The 17,927-nt window shown below is 57.4% G+C and carries 16 protein-coding genes; 5 read left to right on the top strand and 11 right to left on the bottom strand.

The genetic code is table 11. The annotated features are described in order from the left end of the window. Window positions 1–60: 60 nt before the first annotated feature. Window positions 61–561: a GNAT family N-acetyltransferase gene (locus tag G0Q00_RS05855; protein WP_163038335.1), complete on the top strand. Its 501-nt coding sequence runs from the start codon at window positions 61–63 to the stop codon at window positions 559–561. 18 nt (window positions 562–579) lie between these two features. On the opposite strand, the gene G0Q00_RS05850 is transcribed toward G0Q00_RS05855, so the two are convergent. Beyond that, window positions 580–951, bottom strand: a complete 372-nt coding sequence (locus G0Q00_RS05850; protein ID WP_163037240.1) for a hypothetical protein — start codon at window positions 949–951, stop codon at window positions 580–582. 193 nt (window positions 952–1,144) lie between these two features. Next, entirely contained in the window at window positions 1,145–3,391 is a 2,247-nt protein-coding gene (gene ptsP, locus G0Q00_RS05845) for a phosphoenolpyruvate--protein phosphotransferase (protein WP_163037238.1), read from the bottom strand. 362 nt (window positions 3,392–3,753) lie between these two features. Here ptsP and cysK point away from each other — a divergent pair, with 362 nt between their 5' ends. Next, window positions 3,754–4,821, top strand: a complete 1,068-nt coding sequence (gene cysK / locus G0Q00_RS05840) for a cysteine synthase A (RefSeq protein ID WP_163037236.1) — start codon at window positions 3,754–3,756, stop codon at window positions 4,819–4,821. A gap of 91 nt (window positions 4,822–4,912) precedes the next feature. Here the strand turns inward: cysK and G0Q00_RS05835 are convergent, their stop codons facing one another. Continuing rightward, a complete protein-coding gene (locus tag G0Q00_RS05835) occupies window positions 4,913–6,538 on the bottom strand; it encodes a hypothetical protein (protein ID WP_163037234.1) in 1,626 nt (541 codons plus the stop codon). A gap of 174 nt (window positions 6,539–6,712) precedes the next feature. Here G0Q00_RS05835 and G0Q00_RS05830 point away from each other — a divergent pair, with 174 nt between their 5' ends. Then, window positions 6,713–7,600, top strand: coding sequence for a DMT family transporter (locus tag G0Q00_RS05830; protein ID WP_239058329.1), 888 nt, complete (start codon window positions 6,713–6,715; stop codon window positions 7,598–7,600). 88 nt (window positions 7,601–7,688) lie between these two features. Then, a complete protein-coding gene (locus G0Q00_RS05825; RefSeq protein WP_370458537.1) occupies window positions 7,689–8,990 on the top strand; it encodes an FAD-dependent oxidoreductase in 1,302 nt (433 codons plus the stop codon). Here G0Q00_RS05825 and G0Q00_RS05820 read toward each other — a convergent pair. Next, window positions 8,972–9,673, bottom strand: a complete 702-nt coding sequence (locus tag G0Q00_RS05820) for an NAD(P)H-binding protein (protein WP_163037228.1) — start codon at window positions 9,671–9,673, stop codon at window positions 8,972–8,974. The genes G0Q00_RS05825 and G0Q00_RS05820 overlap by 19 nt on opposite strands. Window positions 9,674–9,768: 95 nt before the next feature. Between G0Q00_RS05820 and G0Q00_RS05815 the strand changes: the two genes are divergently transcribed. Continuing rightward, a complete protein-coding gene (locus tag G0Q00_RS05815; protein WP_163037226.1) occupies window positions 9,769–10,431 on the top strand; it encodes a TetR/AcrR family transcriptional regulator in 663 nt (220 codons plus the stop codon). 62 nt (window positions 10,432–10,493) lie between these two features. Here the strand turns inward: G0Q00_RS05815 and G0Q00_RS05810 are convergent, their stop codons facing one another. The 7 genes from G0Q00_RS05810 to metG form a co-directional block, all read right to left on the bottom strand. Next, window positions 10,494–11,444 (bottom strand): pentapeptide repeat-containing protein, encoded by a 951-nt coding sequence (locus tag G0Q00_RS05810; RefSeq protein WP_163037224.1) that lies wholly within the window; start codon window positions 11,442–11,444, stop codon window positions 10,494–10,496. Between the two features lie 119 nt (window positions 11,445–11,563). After that, window positions 11,564–12,799 carry an aspartate kinase gene (locus G0Q00_RS05805; protein WP_163037222.1) on the bottom strand — a complete coding sequence of 412 codons (1,236 nt, stop codon included), beginning with the start codon at window positions 12,797–12,799 and terminating at the stop codon, window positions 11,564–11,566. Window positions 12,800–12,879: 80 nt separating this feature from the next. Next, a complete protein-coding gene (locus G0Q00_RS05800; RefSeq protein WP_163037220.1) occupies window positions 12,880–14,226 on the bottom strand; it encodes a DUF4041 domain-containing protein in 1,347 nt (448 codons plus the stop codon). A gap of 165 nt (window positions 14,227–14,391) precedes the next feature. Then, on the bottom strand, window positions 14,392–14,844 hold the full coding sequence (locus tag G0Q00_RS05795; RefSeq protein WP_163037218.1) for a GNAT family N-acetyltransferase: 453 nt from the start codon (window positions 14,842–14,844) through the stop codon (window positions 14,392–14,394). Between the two features lie 65 nt (window positions 14,845–14,909). Beyond that, window positions 14,910–15,398, bottom strand: a complete 489-nt coding sequence (locus G0Q00_RS05790; RefSeq protein WP_163037216.1) for a DUF1178 family protein — start codon at window positions 15,396–15,398, stop codon at window positions 14,910–14,912. Between the two features lie 87 nt (window positions 15,399–15,485). Next, a complete protein-coding gene (locus G0Q00_RS05785) occupies window positions 15,486–15,956 on the bottom strand; it encodes an NUDIX hydrolase (protein WP_239058328.1) in 471 nt (156 codons plus the stop codon). 218 nt (window positions 15,957–16,174) lie between these two features. Next, entirely contained in the window at window positions 16,175–17,890 is a 1,716-nt protein-coding gene (gene metG, locus G0Q00_RS05780) for a methionine--tRNA ligase (RefSeq protein ID WP_163037214.1), read from the bottom strand. Window positions 17,891–17,927: the final 37 nt, after the last annotated feature.

The raw sequence follows: 17,927 nt of genomic DNA, 5'->3' as shown, positions 1-17,927 counted from the left end.
TAGCCTTGCCGTGATAGCAGGAACGTAAAGAGAAGCCAAAGGCAACACGAGGGCAGGCAGCTGTATCATCTGTCTCAGGAAACGCAGGAAGATTGGTGGGAGGTTGAAGCCCTCTATGACCTGTGCTTTGCGCCCGGGCGCGAGGCTCTGTCATCTTATCGTTTGCGCGACAATGTCCCACCGATCCCGGAGCTGTCCATGGTAGCGCGTGACGCTGATGGTGTTCTGGCCGGCGCTATCCGCTATTGGCCTATCGCTATCGTCGGGGCGCACACGCACAAAGCGCTGTTGCTGGGGCCAGTGGCCGTGCACCCGACCCGTCAGGGCGAGGGGCTGGGGGGGCATCTGATCCGTCAAAGCCTTGGGCGTGCGGCCGAATTGGGCTGGGATCGTGTGATGCTGGTGGGGGATGCACCCTATTACCAGCGGTTCGGGTTTACCCGATTAGAGGGCGTTATCATGCCGCCCCCTACAAATCCCGATCGGGTTCTGGCCTTTGACCAAGGCAACGGGGCGTGGCGTGGTGTGGCGGGCGATGTGCGCCGGTTTGATGATGCCTAGCGCAACGCCGTAGCCCCCTTAACGGAAGGTCGGTTGGTTCCGGCGCGCCGAAGTGAACACACAAAATGTCGTGGGCCGGGCTTGTGCGCCGATGGTTTGCCGGGCCATCCTCTCTAACCGTTGCTGCCAGTACGGGGGCTTTCTGTTATGCGACAATGGATGCCAGATCCGCTGCGTACGCGCATCGCGTGGCTGGTCTAGCTTCCATTGATGTGATGGGACAGGGCGTTTGGGCGCAGTGATGGCCAGCACACCCACTCCAATGACGGCAAACCCTGCGAAGACCGCGTAGGTCATGAAGGCGACCACTGGGCCAAGCCCCTGCGAGAACGCCGTGACGGCGGCGATAGTGCCGGTGAAAACACCGGTGATGAGTACACGAAACAGCATGGGCCTCTCCTTTTGCAGTTCGGTCCCGGTGGAGAGCCGGATCGCCGAGCCGCAGCGTGATCTTCCAAAATGCGCGCGCTTGACCGTTCCCATTCGTGGGATGTCGAAACACCCGCGTCGCTGTTCTACGATTGTTCCAATTGTCTAAAGATTTTCCTAACCGGGCGTGTGGCCGGTCGAAACGAACTGTTTCTTACACTGCGTTTTCCGCCAGCCATGCCTTTACCGTTGGGCGCACGGACTGTTCTCCTGATAGGCGGGCTGCGTCAATAACTTCGCGCAGACCTTCCAGATCTGTCCGTCTTATCAAGCTTTTGACTGGCCCGATTGAAGCGGGTCGCATCGACAAATGCCGCATACCAAGCGCTGCAAAGCACACCGCTTCCAACGGTCGGCCAGCGTCTTCACCACAGAAACTCAGGGGTGTGCGGGCTGCGTCACAACGGGTCACGATCTCTTCAATCAGGTTCAGGAAGGATACGTTCAGCGTGTCATAGCGCCGACGTACACGTTCGTTTTCCCGGTCCGCCGCATAGAAAAACTGCTTCAGATCATTCCCGCCGATCGAGATGAAATCGGCCATCTCGAAGAACTGCTGCGGGGCAAACACCATCGAGGGGGTTTCCAGCATCGCGCCGATCTCGACCTTCTCGGGCAGGATATGACCCAAGGCGCGTTCACGCTCGATTTCAGCCAAGACCATTTCACGGGCGTCGCGGAATTCGTCCAGCTGCGCGATGAAGGGGAACATCACGGTCAGACAGCGTCCGGCAGCGGCGCGAATAAGGGCCTGCAACTGCATCCGCATCACGCCCGGTTTGTCCAGCCCGACACGGATTGCGCGCCAGCCCAAGGCCGGGTTTGGTTCGTCCAGCGGGTTCATATAAGGCAGCACCTTATCCGACCCGATATCGAGCGTGCGGAAGGTAACCCGCTTACCCTTCGCGGCATCCATGACGCGCGCATAGGTCGCGGCCAGATCACCCCGGCGCGGCACCCGGTCTACGGTCAAGAACTGAAGCTCGGTGCGAAACAACCCGACCCCGTAAGCGCCAGAGCTTTCTAGCGATGGCAGATCTGCCATCAGACCCGCATTCATATGCAGCTTAACTTCGGTCCCGCACAGACCCATCGCGGGCTTGTCGCGCAGGCTGCGATAGCGTTCCTGCTGCTTGGCCTCCATCGCCATCTTGTCGCGGAAAGCGGTGACGATTGAATCTTCGGGACGCAGATGCACCACGCCGGCCTCTCCATCCACAAGGATGTGGTCGCCGTTCAAGGCCTCGGTCGCAATGTGGCCCGCCTGAATAATCAGGGGGATCGCAAAGGCCCGTGCGACGATTGCGGCGTGACTGGCAACCGAGCCTTCTTCCAGCACGATTCCCTTCAGGCCACGCCCGTATTCCAGCAACTCGCCCGGCCCAATATTTGTGGCGATCAGGATCGGGTTTTCCGGCATCTCGGCCCCGGTATCCTTGCCCTGTCCAGTCAGGATGCGCAGCAGGCGGTTGGATAGATCGTCCAGATCGTGCAGCCGTTCACGCAGGTAAGCGTCCGGCACCTGGCTCATCCGCGCACGTGCAGCGGATTGTTCTTTTTCGACCGCAGCCTCGGCAGATAGTCCGCGCGAGATATCCTCGGCCATGCGCCGCATCCAGCCCTTGGAATTGGCAAACATCCGATAGGCTTCCAGAACTTGCATCTGTTCCTTGTCGGTGGTCTGGGCGTTTTCCAGCATTTCATCCACGGATACACGCAGCGTATCAACGGCATCGTGAAGGCGCTTCAACTCGACATCCGGGTCATCCGCCACCGGGTTGGTCACAACTACGCGCGGTTCGTGCAGCCAAACCTGCCCCTCGGCCGCGCCTTCCTGACCGATCCCGCCTTTGAACGTGGCGGGCCGCTGGTGCAGCGCGCCCATCGCCTCGCCTTCACCAACGAATGCACCCAGCTCGGTCATTTCGGCCAGCACCATGGCGACCACTTCGATGCCGTAGATCTCATCCGGCGAGAAGACGCGCGCATCTTTCGACTGGATCACCAACACGCCCAGTTTTTCGCCAAGGCGCTGAATGGGGACGCCGAGGAAGCTCGAGTAAATCTCTTCCCCCGTTTCCGGCATATACCGGAACCCGCGCGCCGACGGGGCGTCTTCGGTATTCACCACCCGGCCCGAGCGCGCCACGCGGCCTACAAGCCCTTCGCCTACACGCAGCCGCGTCTGGTGCACCGCTTCAGGGTTCAGCCCCTCGGTCGCACATAGTTCAAGCGTTTCCGTATCCCGGAACAGATAGATCGAGCACACCTCGACCCCGAGGCTTTCCGCAATCAAGGATGTGATCCGGTCCAGCCGTTCCTGCCCTTCGGACGCGGCCGCAAGGGTCTCGCGCAGGCTGACCAAAAGCTTGCGGCTGTCGCTTGTCTGGCTTTCTGCCATCTTACCAATCCCTGTTTGCCACGGCGTCTTGGCGGTCTCGGCGACCGACGTGCGCGCCGTTTGATCAAGCCTTATCCTAGCGGCTCGCTGCCACCTATGCCAGAAACTCGTTACGTCCACATCAGCAAAATTCTGCGCGTTTTTGCCTGCATCAGAATTTGCCTGCAAATTGCGCTGTCTGGCGACGGTTTGTGCGGAACAGAAACGCGCCGCATTGCTGATTTCTGGGACGATGCGATGGGGACGTATTGCGATACCTGAATTTCAGTCTTTTTCGCGCGAGGCGGGTTTTGGCTGCGCGGATCCCGGCTTAGGTTTATGCTCAAAGAACAATGGACACGCGTATTGCGAAAGGACATTCCATGGCACCTCGACAGACCAACGGGCGCGGCACGCGCTACGACAGCATTCTGGACACCGTGGGCGACACCCCGGTCATCCGTATCAACCGCATTGCGCCCGAGGGCGTGAACATGTTCGTCAAGATGGAGGCCTTCAATCCGGCTGGATCCGTCAAGGATCGTCTTGCTCTGAACATCATCGAAGCCGCCGAAGCCTCGGGCGAATTGAAGCCCGGCCAGACCGTTGTCGAAGCGACCTCGGGCAACACCGGCATCGGCCTTGCCATGGTCTGCGCCGCCAAGGGCTATCCGCTGGTTGTGACCATGGCCGAGACTTTCTCGGTCGAGCGCCGCAAGCTGATGCGTTTTCTGGGCGCGAAAGTGGTTCTGACCCCAAAAGAACTGAAGGGCTTTGGCATGTATTCCAAGGCCAAAGAACTGGCCGAGGCGAATGGCTGGTTCCTTGCTAGCCAGTTCGAAACCGACGCCAATGCCGACATCCACGAAAACACCACCGCGCGCGAAATCCTTGCCGATTTCGACGGCGAGCGGCTGGACTATCTGGTCACCGGCTATGGCACCGGCGGCACCGTGACGGGCATCGGCCGCGTCTTGAAGAAAGAACGCCCCGACACCAAGATCATCCTGACCGAACCCGCCAACGCAGCACTTGTCGCGTCCGGTTACGTGAACACCCGCAACGAAGCCAACCAGCCCACCGAAGGTCACCCGGATTTCAACCCGCACCCCATCCAAGGCTGGACCCCGGACTTCATTCCGCATGTCTTGCAAGAGGCGCTGGACAACGGGCTGTATGACGAGCTGACCTCGGTCCCCGGCCCGGAAGGCATCAAGTGGTCGCAACGTCTGGCCGCCGAGGAAGGCATCTTCGTCGGCATCTCGGCCGGTGCAACCTTCGCCACCGCGATCGAGACCGCGAAAAATGCCCCCGAGGGCGCCAACATCCTCGTCATGCTGCCCGACACCGGCGAACGCTACCTCTCGACCCCGCTGTTTGAAGGCGTTGAAGAGGTGATGAGCGACGAGGAGCTCGAGATCTCGCGCTCGACGCCTTACGGGCAGATGTAAAGCGCGACGCTATAAACGAAGAACAGCCTGCCGGATTGGTGGGCTGTTTTTGTTTCTAGCCGGACTATCGCTTCCGCGCGCCAGATGGATCTCAATCCGCTGCGGTTTCCTCGTCGGGATGAGCCAGATGAGGCATGTGTTTGGCGAGGAAGTCCTCAGTCGGAACCGGATTGAAGTATTTCAGATATACATCTTGAATGTCTGCCTCTGCTTCGAACGAACACGCAGTAATTACTTCCCCATCTGACAGGATTTTCTCAGCAGTTCCCGGGTACATGAGCACCGGATTGCAGTATTGATTGCCAGGCTGGAATTCACAGAATGTGGCAAATAAACGTGCCGCGCCGTACATCGGGCATTGTGCATCCTTCATGATATCGAACTGAGCATCGCCTTCAATAGTGTCAGAGTTTGACTTCAAGGCCGAAGCCGCATCGCGCCACGTATAGTAGTGGTGGTTCATGAGCTGTCCAAGAAACTGCTGAGGCTCTGGAGAAAGCGAGATTGCCTGCGATAGAAAGGCCACGATCCGGTCATTGTCATCACGCGGGTCCGTTATATCAAGAAGACTGGCCCCCAGCGCCCAGATCGCAGGGTCAAATTGCCCGAATTCCAAAGCGTTGACCCAGTGCTTTTGGAGTGCCAACAGCATGCTGTCATCCCAGACGGGCTTGGGCCTTCCAGCCAATCTCCGCATATCAGTTTTAATTTTCAGCTCTAACTGCAGATAGTCCTTGATCAAATGGGGATCGTAGGGATTGGCCTTCACTCGCGTCAGTATATTTTCACGCAGCGCGTCGCGGGCCTCGAAATAGTACTCACTCCGGCCGAAATTGATCGAAAAATATTCTGCAGATATCAGGTACTGCTCAGCATTGGGATTGGTTGATAGGGCTTTCCGATGCTTCTCGATCAACCTGTCGACATCAATTGGTTTTGGAAAGCCGATATAGTTGTAGCTGTCGGCGTACTTACTCAGAAGTCTGGGGTGATCGGATTCCGACAACACCTTCAACGCCGTCTTTCGCATTTCAGAAGGCACGTTGAATTCAAGCGCTGCTTTCGTGAGGCAGATGTCTTGTGAGTAGTCTGGAATCCGGTCGGCGTATTTTACGCATTTCTGTGACATGCTATTGAACGATCCCCCCCAATTCGGACTGCTGGCCCAAATTGCATTGCTAAGGGATTGATAGTTTGGCGACACCTCCATGATGTCTGCGAGTATCTTGTCAATATCGACAGCGGCCCCGCGCCCCGGGTGCATCGTAATCATCGCGTCCGCGGCGGGAACATACTTAGGGTCCAGCGCATAGGCCATCTGAGCCGCAGTTCGCGCGGCATCATTTTCCTGACGGTATGCCTCGATCGCGTAAGGAGAGCTTTGTCGCATGTTTTTGAACCCACGATATGCGAACGCAACTTCGTGACGGTTCCAAGCCCATGCGGTTAAGGCATACAGATTCTCTGGGTCCTCTTCCAGCCACTTCTTCAAGAAGGAAATTACTTTGGGATCTGTTGACGAGAACACTTTACCATTCACGCGCTGAAGAGGTGTGAAGTTCCCGTCAGCTTCAGCGGTTTTGTGCATCTGCAGCATATACTGACTAACGGCTTCAACATCCTGTGCCGCAACGCTTTCGCGGATGTCTTCCAATGGATCAGCTGTCGCGACGGACGGGAGGACGGACAGGGCCGCGACAAAAATAAAGTTACGCATAATGATTCCTAAAACGAAGTCTTTCGCGCAGGTTGCCATCATGGGTTGATTGACGCAAGCGACACCTCCTCGGGTGCAAAACCACAAGAAACGGATTGGCCTTCGCGGCAAATCCCGCCATTCCTATGGAACAACACCACAGGATCCCACTCTATGCCCCAACCCGCCCTCCAAATGGATCGCACTGCATGGATCATGCTGATCGCTCTGGCTGCCGTTTGGGGCGGGTCGTTCTTCTTTGCCGAGGTCGCACTGGGTGAGGTGCCGCCCCTGACCATCACACTGCATCGTGTGGTCTGGACCATTCCTATTCTGGCCGTGATCGTCGCTCTGAAACGCATCCCCGTCCCGCGCTACCCGCGCATCTGGCTGGGCTATCTGGGCATGGGCGCGTTGAACAACGCCATCCCGTTTTCGCTGATTTTTTGGGGACAGACGCAGATTGAAAGCGGCCTTGCCTCGATCCTGAACGGAACAACGGCGATGTTTGGCGCAGTGGTCGCGGGCGTGTTGCTGGCCGACGAACCCCTCACTGCCCGCAAGATCGGGGGCGCCATTCTGGGCCTCATCGGTGTCGGCGTCATCATGGGGCCCGAGGCTGTATCGGGCTTCAACCCCGCCAACCTCGCGCAGCTGGCAATCATGGGTGCGGCACTGTCATACGCTTTCGCCAGCGTCTGGGGCCGGGTCATGCTGGCAGGCCAGCCCCCTTTGATGAACGCGCTGGGCATGGTGACGGCGAGCGCCCTGATCATGGCCCCCGTGGTCTGGGTGGTGGACGGCGCACCGACCCTCGCCTTGACCGCAACCACATGGGGCGCCCTTCTAGGCCTCGCCGCCCTGTCCACTGCGCTGGCCTATGTCCTTTACTTCGCGATCCTCGTCAGGGCAGGGGCCGCAAACCTGATGCTCGTCACCCTCTTGATCCCGCCCTTCGCCATCGGCCTCGGCGCGCTGTTTCTGGGCGAACGCATGGGCCCCGAGGCATGGATTGGCTTTGCGATCATCGCGGTGGGGTTTGCAGTGAATGACGGACGAGTGTTTGGGGTGCTCCGCCGATAATTGCCCTTCCGGTCCATGCGTTTGTGACTTGCAACGGCGTCTCGTTGCCTCTCTAGTCGGCGATGAAACGAGGCATCGGGGGGCTGACGTGTTACAAAACAAAATAGCTGTGGATGTTCTGGTTGTCGGAGGCGGCACTGCAGGCTTTGGCGCGGCGGTTGCCGCTGGTCGGCAAGGTCTTCGTGTAATGCTTCTGGAGGCGACGCAGAAAGTCGGTGGCGTCATGGCGTTCTGCCCCGGTATGCCGTGGGGCGGGGGCTATCCGGTCGATCAGATCATTGGCGGGCTGATGGAAGAGCTGACAGACCGTCTTGCCGCAATGGACCCTCCTGCCGCAGAGAAACGCCCCTGCACGCTGGAGAATTTCGGGCCCGAGATCCTCTACGACCACGACATCGCCACTCTGACGATGTTCGAGATGCTTGAAGAAGCAGGTGTCGAGGTCCGGTTGGGGGCGACTGCGCTGACGCCGCATCTTGAAGGGGACAAGATCGGCCGGGTGGATTGCTGTGATCGCAACGGGCTGTTCACGGTCACGCCCGGCATGGTTATCGACTGCTCTGGCGACGGAGATATATCAGCCAAGGCAGGTGTGCCCCATGCACTGGGCGATGCCTCGGGCAATATGATGGCGGTTACGATCTCGTTCCACATGATCGGTGCAGATTGGGACACGGCCTTTGCCGACCCCGACCCCTATTTCCAAGCCCACGCCGCGCGTGGCATATCTGAAGGTCGCCTGCATCCCGACCTTGCGCAGCTCTACCTGATGCGCGGGTTCCACGCCGGCACCGTATTTTGCAATTCGGTGCATATACGCAATGTGGATGGGACCGACCCGATGGCCGTCGGACGCGCCACGCAAGAGGGGCGGCGGCGCTGCCTGCAGCTGGCGCAGTTCCTGCAAAGCGACGTGCCGGGGTTTCAGCAGGCCCACATGTCACTGCTGTCCCCGACGGTCGGCGTGCGCGAAACACGCAAACTGGAGGGCTTCTACCGTCTCACCGGTGCGGACCTTGCAGCCGCCACCAAGTTCTCGGATGGCATCGTGGCCTGCGACAATCCCATTGACGACGTGATGCGCTCGGACGGGGATATGACCCATCACGCTGCGATCTCGAACGGCGATTATTACACGATTCCGTTTCGTGCGTTGATCCCGGCGCGGATCGAGAACCTGATGTTCGCGGGGCGGATCCTGTCCGCAGATCCCGTGGCCTTCGCGTCAGTGCGCGGCATGCCGCAATGCATGGCTATGGGGCAGGCGACGGGAACCGCCGCCGCCTTGGCGCTGCGCGGCGGCCAACCCGTTCAAAGCATTGCGATGGACGAGCTCATCGCCGCGCTGACTGCCCAAGGGGTCAATCGACTTCAGACTACGGACGCATAGGCCCGCGCGCTTTCCGTCCCAGCCCCGCAAATCGCGGGCGCCTTCCCGATCAGCGCGTCGTTTTTCAGCGCCTCGACCATGAACAGCGCAAAGTCGATCCGGTGGGTCTTGTTCGAGGCCAACACCGGGTCCTGCACATGTTCGGACCAGACGGGGAGTCCTTGGCTTTCCCCTTCCTCAAGGTCCGATCCGCGCACCACGGTCCATTTGGTGTCTGACTTGAAGATCAGATCACAAGCCAGCACTTGGTCGTCAATCTCGACCAGTCGCAGCCAGCGGGTCAGCTTGGTCGCAATCGCAAGCAGCGCGCGGAAAGTGCGCGAGTATTGGTCCTTCCCGTCCAAAGTGATGTGCCAACCGCAGGAGAAGATCAGCCGCGCGTCCGGCGCGGCGTAGTCCATTACTGCCTGTGCGGTGCCGGACGAATATTGCTGCACGCCCCACGGGGCCAGCACGGTCAATACGCCCTCGCAGTCCTTCACGGCTTGCCGGATCACCTCACGGTCATTGGTCTTGCCGGGGAACAACGTGATGCGGTCGCCATGCTCGGCCATCACCGCGTCCAACTTTCCGACACTCTTTTCCCGGCACACGCCATTCACGTGATAGCCGCGCTCCAGCGCGTGTTTCAGCATATATTGTCCCAGCTTGCCCGAAATCCCGACGATGCAAATGCGTTTCATATCCTTGATCCTTTACTTACACTGTAAGTTAACTTGGGGCTTGATATAAACTTACACTGTAAGTAAATCAAGAGGGGGTAATCGGAGGGGCGCAAGTGGCTAGAAAATCAAAGAAAACATCAAAGCTGACGCGCGAGGCGATCCTCGCCGCTGCCGTGAAGCTGGCGGATGAGGCCGGCTCTGATTCGCTGTCCATGCGCAAACTCGCCGCCGCGCTGGGGGTCGAGGCGATGTCGCTCTACAACCATTTCGCCAATAAAGACGCGCTGCTGATGGGTATGGCTGACTGGGCCATCGCGCAAATCCCGCTACCCAATCCGGACGGGCCGTGGCAAGAGGAACTCCGCGCCCGCGCCCACAACGCCCGCGCTGTGTTCAAGCGCCACCCGTGGACGATCCAACTGATGGTGTCGCTGCCCAACACCGGCCCCAACGTGCTGGCCTATGTCGAGGCGACGCTGGCTGTGATGACCAATGCGGGCTTCGAGTTGATCGACGCCGATCACGCTTGGAACCTGATGGACAGCCACATCTATGGCTTCACCCTGCAGGAGCTAAACTTCCCCTTTGCCCCTGAGGACTACGCCGAGGTCACCCAAGCGCACCTCCACCTGATCCCCGCCGAGACCTATCCCAACCTGCGTGCCATGGCCGAGAAGGTTGCCGCGCGCGAATATGATGGGTTGCACAACTTCGCGCAGGGAGTGGAGTTGATTATTGCGGGGTTGGAGGGCGAGGTCGTTAAACACAGTGATTAAAACTGTTTCGCGCTCTACTGCGGTCGTCAGCTTTGTGGGACTAAGCGGGCATTCGAAAAAAGCTATGGGTGATTTGCATCGAGGATACGTTGTTTGACGTTTTTCGGTATGCGACCCACGTATACTCTGCCCGGAAATGTTGAATCTCTAAATTCAACCGAAGCTCCGAACATCGAATCCTCAAATGTGGTGTCACCATTAAAAACAGCCTCTGAAAAATCCACGGCCTCCTCAAACTTTGCCCCGCAGAATCCGGTGGAGTGCTCGAACCGACAACCTTTGAAAAACGCTGCCTTTGAAAACAAGGTTGCATGAAAGCTGGCTGGTCCGTGGAATATTACGTCCTGAAACCTGGCAAATCCTTCGAACTTCGTCATAGTGAAATATGCTTGGTCGAAAAATTCAGATTGAGAGAAATCCGCACTGTTGAACCGGACCGATGAATGATCTGAGAACGGCCCAAATTTCGTGCCTTTCGCATTCAGTGGTTCTAGGAGTTTTGCCCTTACCAAATCTAGGCCGATCGGGAAGACTTTCCCTGAAATGTCAATGTGCTCTTTTATTTCAAGCGCCCTTAGACTTGCTTGAGATAAAAGTAGAAAATCGGCTTTGAACTGCCCAATAGTGTATTCTTCGGTCTTGCTATCGGTATTAGCAAGGGAACTTCCGTCAGAGAATTGCTGCCTACCGGAACCGACCCAAGCATTTGCTACGTCAACATCGGCGAAGACGTCCCTAGCAATCAGCCCAACCTCTCTCGCCCAAGAGTCATGGTCAATTGCTGATCCAACCAATCTTGCCAAAGTGGCGTCACTGCGTTTTTGGAAGAATTGCTCCAGCCCAGCACGTGTCTCAGCATTTCCACCTTGGTTGATACTATTTACGTTCCAATTTTTGTTTCGAATAAGATCCAGCCGCACGGCCCATAAATCAATCGCCCATGGGTTAAGCGCCAGTAAATCGTTAAATACGGGGTCATCGTAATTCCATTTCATGTTGGAAACCTCTGCCATGGATTGTCTAGTGTCAATTCCGCGAAGATAGGTTTGGGCTCGAAGCAGCCCTCCCACCAAAAAAACGGCCCCGCATCTCTGCGAGGCCGTCTCTTTTCCAACCCGAAGGGCCGTATCTCTTACGCTTTCTCCAGCTCGAACGCATCATGCAGCGCCTGCACGGCCAGCTCCATGTATTTGCGGTCGATCAGGACCGAGATCTTGATCTCGGAGGTCGTGATAACCTTGATGTTGATGCCTTCGTTGGACAGCACGTCGAACATCTTGGCGGCGATACCCGCCTGCGAACGCATGCCGATGCCCACGATCGAGACCTTAGCCACATCCTGATCCGCCACGATGTCGTGGAAGTTGATGTTGCCGGCGGCTTTCGCCTCGGTCATGGCTTTCTCGGCGCGGGCCACCTGATCAACCGGGCACGAGAAGGTCATGTCCGTGCGACCCTCTTCCGAGATGTTCTGCACGATCATGTCCACGTTCACGCCAGCCTCGGCCAGCGGGGTGAAGATGGCCGACGCGATGCCGGGGCGGTCTGCCACCGAGATCAGGGTCATTTTTGCTTCGTCGCGGCTGTAGGCGACGCCAGAAACTACATTGCTTTCCACGATATCCTCCTCGTCGCAGACCAGCGTGCCTGCTTCCGGGTCATATTCTTCAAAACTGCTCAGAACCCGCAGTTTCACCTTATAGCGCATTGCTAGCTCGACCGAGCGGGTTTGCAGAACTTTCGCACCCAGCGATGCCAGTTCCAGCATTTCCTCGAACGCGATCTTGTCCAGCTTGCGTGCCTTGTCCGAGATGCGCGGGTCGGTCGTATAGACGCCGTCCACATCGGTATAGATGTCACACCGTTCGGCATCAAAGGCAGCGGCAAAGGCCACAGCCGTGGTGTCCGATCCGCCACGACCCAGCGTGGTGACACGGCCATCATCTGCGATGCCTTGGAAGCCAGCGACGACAGCAACGCGCATACCTTCGTCGAACTTGGCCATGATGTTGTCGGACGGGATTTCCTCGATCCGTGCGGCCGAGTGCACACCGGTGGTCTTTACCGGCACCTGCCACCCCTGCCAGCTACGTGCTGGCACGTCCATCTCTTGCAGGCGCAGGGCCATCAGGCCCGCGGTCACTTGCTCGCCCGAACTGACCACCGCGTCATATTCGCGCGCGTCATAGAGATGCGAGGTTTCGTTCACCCAGCCCACCAGCTCGTTGGTCTTGCCCGACATGGCCGAGACAATGACGATCACGTCATAGCCATTGGCCACCTCACGCGCGACCCGCTTCGAGGCCCGGTGGATCCGATCCAGATTGGCGACCGATGTGCCGCCGAATTTCATCACCAGAATTGGCATGGTGCCCCATCCCTTCCTTTACGTCCGGCTTCTCTTACGCAGGAGGGGGCGAAAGGGCAAGTGTGGATGGGGGAAGGACGCTAAATCGCATCTGGGAATGTTGCCGCGGCCTCAGTCTTGTGCGCAAGCATATTATTCCTACGCGCGACTGTTTCGTGCCATTCCTGTGCTTCTCGATCTTCAAAAAACTCTGCGTTTGGTGCTAGGCGCGAAACAGCGTCTTTGACATCGTCTAAGCCTACCTTGAAAAACTCTTTTCGCATGTTGGACATGTTGATCCGTCGATCTGAGAACTCGTTGTGTAGGGCCTTTTCAAGTTCAGGGGCGGTACCGGAGTAAATCATCGCATGCGTATCAAAGCCAAATGGAACACTAGCATCGCCAAGCTCTTTAACTCGGTCGTTGGGATCCAAGCGTCGCGTCAGCCCAATCTTCACAACATCTTCGCCAAATGAGCCGATATTTGAGATGACGTAGACATAACCAGATTTGGTCATTTCGGCCATTGCCCGTGCACGGGCGCTGGCTTCATGTGCTGCGTCAAGTTGGGCCTGCAACTCGTCGATGCGGGATTGGTCGACGCCAGCCTCTGCGCGCGCCTTATTCAGAAGCTTTTGATATTCTGCTTCTTTCTTCTCAGCCGCAGCCGCCTCTGCGAGCAGCTTTTTCTCTTCTCGTTGTTGTCTTGTAGCTTCCGCGCGTTCTTCTTTCTCTACCTTGAGCTTCTCTCGATACTCATGCGTCAAACGTAGCTCGTCGATTTTCAAGGCGATGAACTGCGGATTGAGCGTCAATTGCATCGAGTTGTTCGCGCTGTCGATTTGCTTCGCGGCACTTTGAATGCGCTTTTCCATCGCGACAACGTTGTTCCACCGCGTGTTGGCAATTGCCGCTTCGCATTCGTTGTTGAATGCGCGTAGAGTCAGTCTTGACTGCCTGTTCACCATGGTTTCGCCTTTGCTGCGACTTCCATCTAATGTCCAGCTGTTGGGGCACAACGTTGCCGTCTTTTTCGACACCATTTCTTTCTGTTTTGCGCGTTTCTCCTTGATGGCTGACTTGAATGCTTCGCTGTCTCCATAGTCGAAATGTGGCTCGTAGATCCCAAGCTCGGCTAGCGCGATACGTTCGTCGTAGATTGCAATTTGATGTGTAAGTTTATCAAAGATAGTTCGCTTCTCACGGTAGTCAGACCTAAGATTTTCTAAATCTTGACGCGCTGTATCGGTGGCTGCGGTCAATCGCGTTACTTCATCCTCTACGGATAACACATCTGAAAACCTATTTTTCAGTGCTTCGTGTTCCTCTACAACTGTTTCGTGGGTGGATTGTAAGTTTCTCAGTAGCGATCTGTTGCGAAGCCACAGAAACAGTAAGGGAAGTGGCAAAAGCATCCAGAACAGCGCGAAGGAGATGGAAATATCCATTTACAAGAATCCTTATTAAATTCAATTGTAAGTGGTTTTATCTAGCGCGGGTTTACGTGAAGAAACAATGCATACTTGAACAGTTGCATTTGTTGGCTCTCGTTCTCCGAACTGCGCACACCGATCAGTCAGTTCCGCCAGTAGGGGCGATTAGATCGAACGCCCTCAATCCTTCTTTGCGTATTTGATAAACGGTGTCCGCGTGGCGACCTGATCGTAGAGCATCCGGCCTTTGTAGTTGAACTCTTGCGTCATCCAGTAGGTGCCCGAGCAGCCATTGTCCTTGGCGACCTTGTGGACGGCTTCGATTAGCTGTCGGCCCACGCCGCCGCCCCGCAAGCTGGGATCGACATAGAGATCCATCAGGTAACAGGTGTTCTCGACACTCCACATGCTGCGGTGAAACAGGAAATGCGTCAGGCCGACGAGTGCTCCGTCTTTCTCGGCCACCAGCCCCTGAAACTCGTTGGAATCCCCAGAAAGCATCCGTTTGAACGAGATTTCGTATACTGCGTCGTCCAACTTTGTCTCATAGAAATCCAGGTAGGCCGTCCACAGTGCACGCCATGCGTGTTCGTCGTCAGCAGAAACGGGGCGGATGATAATGGTGCTGGGCATGTCGGCGTCCTGAATGGGTGTCTTTGGCGACAGCCTAGACGAACGCCCTCCAATCACAAGACGCCTTAGTTCACCTTACGTGTCGGCGTGAAGGGCAGGGGCATCACCGGAACCCCGTCCTCAATCAGTTCCTTGGCATCTTCTAGTTTGGTCTCACCATAGATCGCGCGTTCCGGGGCTTCACCCAGATGCATTGCACGGGCTTCTTCGGCAAAGTCCTCGCCTACGTAATCGCTTTCGGCCTCGACCTTGGCGCGCAGTTTGGCGATTTCGGCTTCGATCTCGGCCTGCACTTCCGGGGGTGGCGCGACATGCGGTGCTGGGGTCGAGGGAGCTGCTGTGGGCACGGGGGGCGTCTCTTGCGCTTCAGGCTTCGCCGCAGCATTGCGCGCAGGGCGCACCTTGGGGGCCATCAGTGATTTTGCAACCTTAGTTGATCCGCAATCCGGGCAGGCCACATGACCTGCCGCCGTCAACGCATCAAAGGCGTCAGCGTTCTGGAACCAGCTTTCAAACTTGTGGTTCTGGTCACATTTCAGAGCATAGCGGATCATCGGGCGCGTGTGTCCAATTGGTGTGGTGTTATAGATATATGAAACCCGGTGGGGGCTTGTGCAAGGCCCCAGAACGCTATGTCACAGCTATCGCAACGCCTTGGGATCGAAATCCTTGATGATCTGGCGCAGCTCAGGTTCGCCAACCAACTGCGCGGCCTTTTTGCGGCTTACCCACTTGCGACGGCGTTCGTCCTTTTCGCGATAGGCTTTTAGTTGCTTTTTCACTTTCAACGGGAACACAGCCACCACGCAGGGCAGCCGTTCGCCTGCAAAACCCTTGTCATAGGCGTAAAACCCCAAAACCTGGTGATACAGCTTCCCTTCAACCCCAGCCTCTTCAATGGCTTCGGTCGCGGCCGCCCCAGCGGGCGTTTCCCCATCCATCGGCCAGCCCTTTGGAATAATCCACCGCCCGGTCCCGCGCGACGTGATCAGTAGGAACTCGACCTTTCCATCGTGGATGCGGAACGGCAGCGCGCCAAACTGCGTGCGCACGGATCGCTTATCCGAAAGCGACAGCCGGATCGGCTTTTGTTTGCCTTTCGCAATCGTCAACTTTTTGCTGCCTTTGTTCCCCATGGTTCCGGTCATTTCACCCGGTTTTTGTTGCTCTTACTTAAAGATAGCCAGTTTCAGGGCGAAATAAAGGGAATTTGGCTGATTTGGTATGCGGAGGGGACGTGGCCCCTATATCAGGTGCAAATCCGACAGTTGGGCCGCAAAAAACGCCCCGGCCAATGGACGGGGCGTTTCGAATGTCATCTGAAAATGGCTTAGTCGCGCGTGCCCGCAAACCGTTCTTGCCATTCCTCGCGCTGCTCGTCGGCGATCTTGGCAAAGAGGTTTTCTGGTACGGTGAAGGCGTGGTCTGCTTTCAGCGTATTCAGTGCTTCGGCCACATCGCCCGGCCAGTCCATGTCGGTGTTCATCGCGGCGCGCAGTGTTTCTGACGCATCGGGGATGAACGGAGCTGACAGCACCGCGTAAAGGCGGATCAGGTTCAGGGCCAGACGGATCTGCGCGGCAGCCTGATCGGGATCGGTCTTGAACGTCGCCCAAGGCGCGGTGGACTGCAGGTATTCGTTGCCCGCCACCCAAATGCCACGCAGTTCCTGCGCGGCTTTGCGCACGTCCATCGCTTCCATATGGGTTTCATAGGCGCGGACCTTGGTCGTCAGATCGGCGATCAGCGCGGTTTCCGCTTCGCCATATTCGCCACCTTCTGGCACGGCTTCCGAGAATTTCGAGCGGCAGAATTTCGTGACGCGGCTGACGAAGTTGCCCAGCACGTCAGCGAGGTCTTTGTTCACCGAAGTCTGGAAGTTCTCCCACGTGAATTCGGCATCCGAGTTTTCCGGCGCATGACTCAGCAGCCACCAACGCCAGTAATCCGCAGGCAGGATCGACAGCGCTTGATCCATGAACACACCACGGCCCTTCGAGGTCGAGAACTGGCCGCCATCATAGTTCAGATAGTTGAACGACTTGATGTAATCGACCAGCTTCCACGGCTCTTGCGAGCCCATGATCGTGGCCGGGAAGGACAGGGTGTGGAAGGGCACGTTGTCTTTGCCCATGAACTGAACATAGCGCACGTCATCGGCGCCCTTGTCAGTGCGCCACCAGCGCTCCCAGAACTCAGGGCCTTCACCTTTTTCGTCCGCCAGCTCGGCGGTGGCGGCGATATATTCGATGGGCGCGTCGAACCAGACATAGAAGACCTTGCCTTCCATCCCCGGCCAATCTTCGTCACCCTTCTTCACGGGCACACCCCAGTCCAGATCGCGCGTAATCCCGCGATCCTGAAGGCCGTCGCCATCATGCAGCCATTTCTTTGCGATCGAAGTCGTCAGCACCGGCCAGTCGGTTTTCTGGTCGATCCAAGCATCCAGTTTGTCCTTCATTGCGGACTGTTTCAGATACAGGTGCTTGGTTTCGCGCACTTCCAGATCGGTCGAGCCCGAAATGGCCGAGCGTGGGTTGATCAGGTCGGTCGGGTCCAACTGCTTGGTGCAGTTTTCACACTGGTCACCGCGCGCGCCATCATAGCCACAGTTGGGGCATTCACCTTCGATATAACGATCCGGCAGGAAGCGGCCATCGGCGTTGGAATAGACCTGCTTTTCGCTGACTTCCTCGATGAACCCGTTATCCGCCAGCTTGCCTGCGAAATGCTGGGTCAGCTTGTGGTTCTGCGGGCTGGACGAGCGTCCGAAGTTGTCAAACGATAGGCGGAAGCCGCGTGCGATCTCGGCCTGAACCTCATGCATCTCTGCGCAGAACTCGGCCACGGGCTTGCCTGCTTTTGCGGCGGCCAGCTCGGCCGGGGTGCCGTGTTCGTCGGTCGCGCAAATGAACATGACCTCGCGGCCCCGGCAGCGGTTATAGCGGGCGTAAAGGTCTGCGGGCAGCTGCGAGCCAACCAGATTGCCAAGGTGCTTGATCCCGTTGATGTAAGGGATCGCCGAAGTGATGAGGACGCGGTTCATGTGAGCTCCCAATACGTGTTTGCGGTTGTTTAGGCTG

This window comes from Aliiroseovarius sp. PrR006, from assembly GCF_010500215.1.
In the GTDB taxonomy this organism is placed as follows: Bacteria; Pseudomonadota; Alphaproteobacteria; order Rhodobacterales; family Rhodobacteraceae; genus Aliiroseovarius.
The sequence above is the reverse complement of the archived record's forward strand: the minus strand, read 5'-3'. Positions and strand labels throughout refer to the sequence as shown.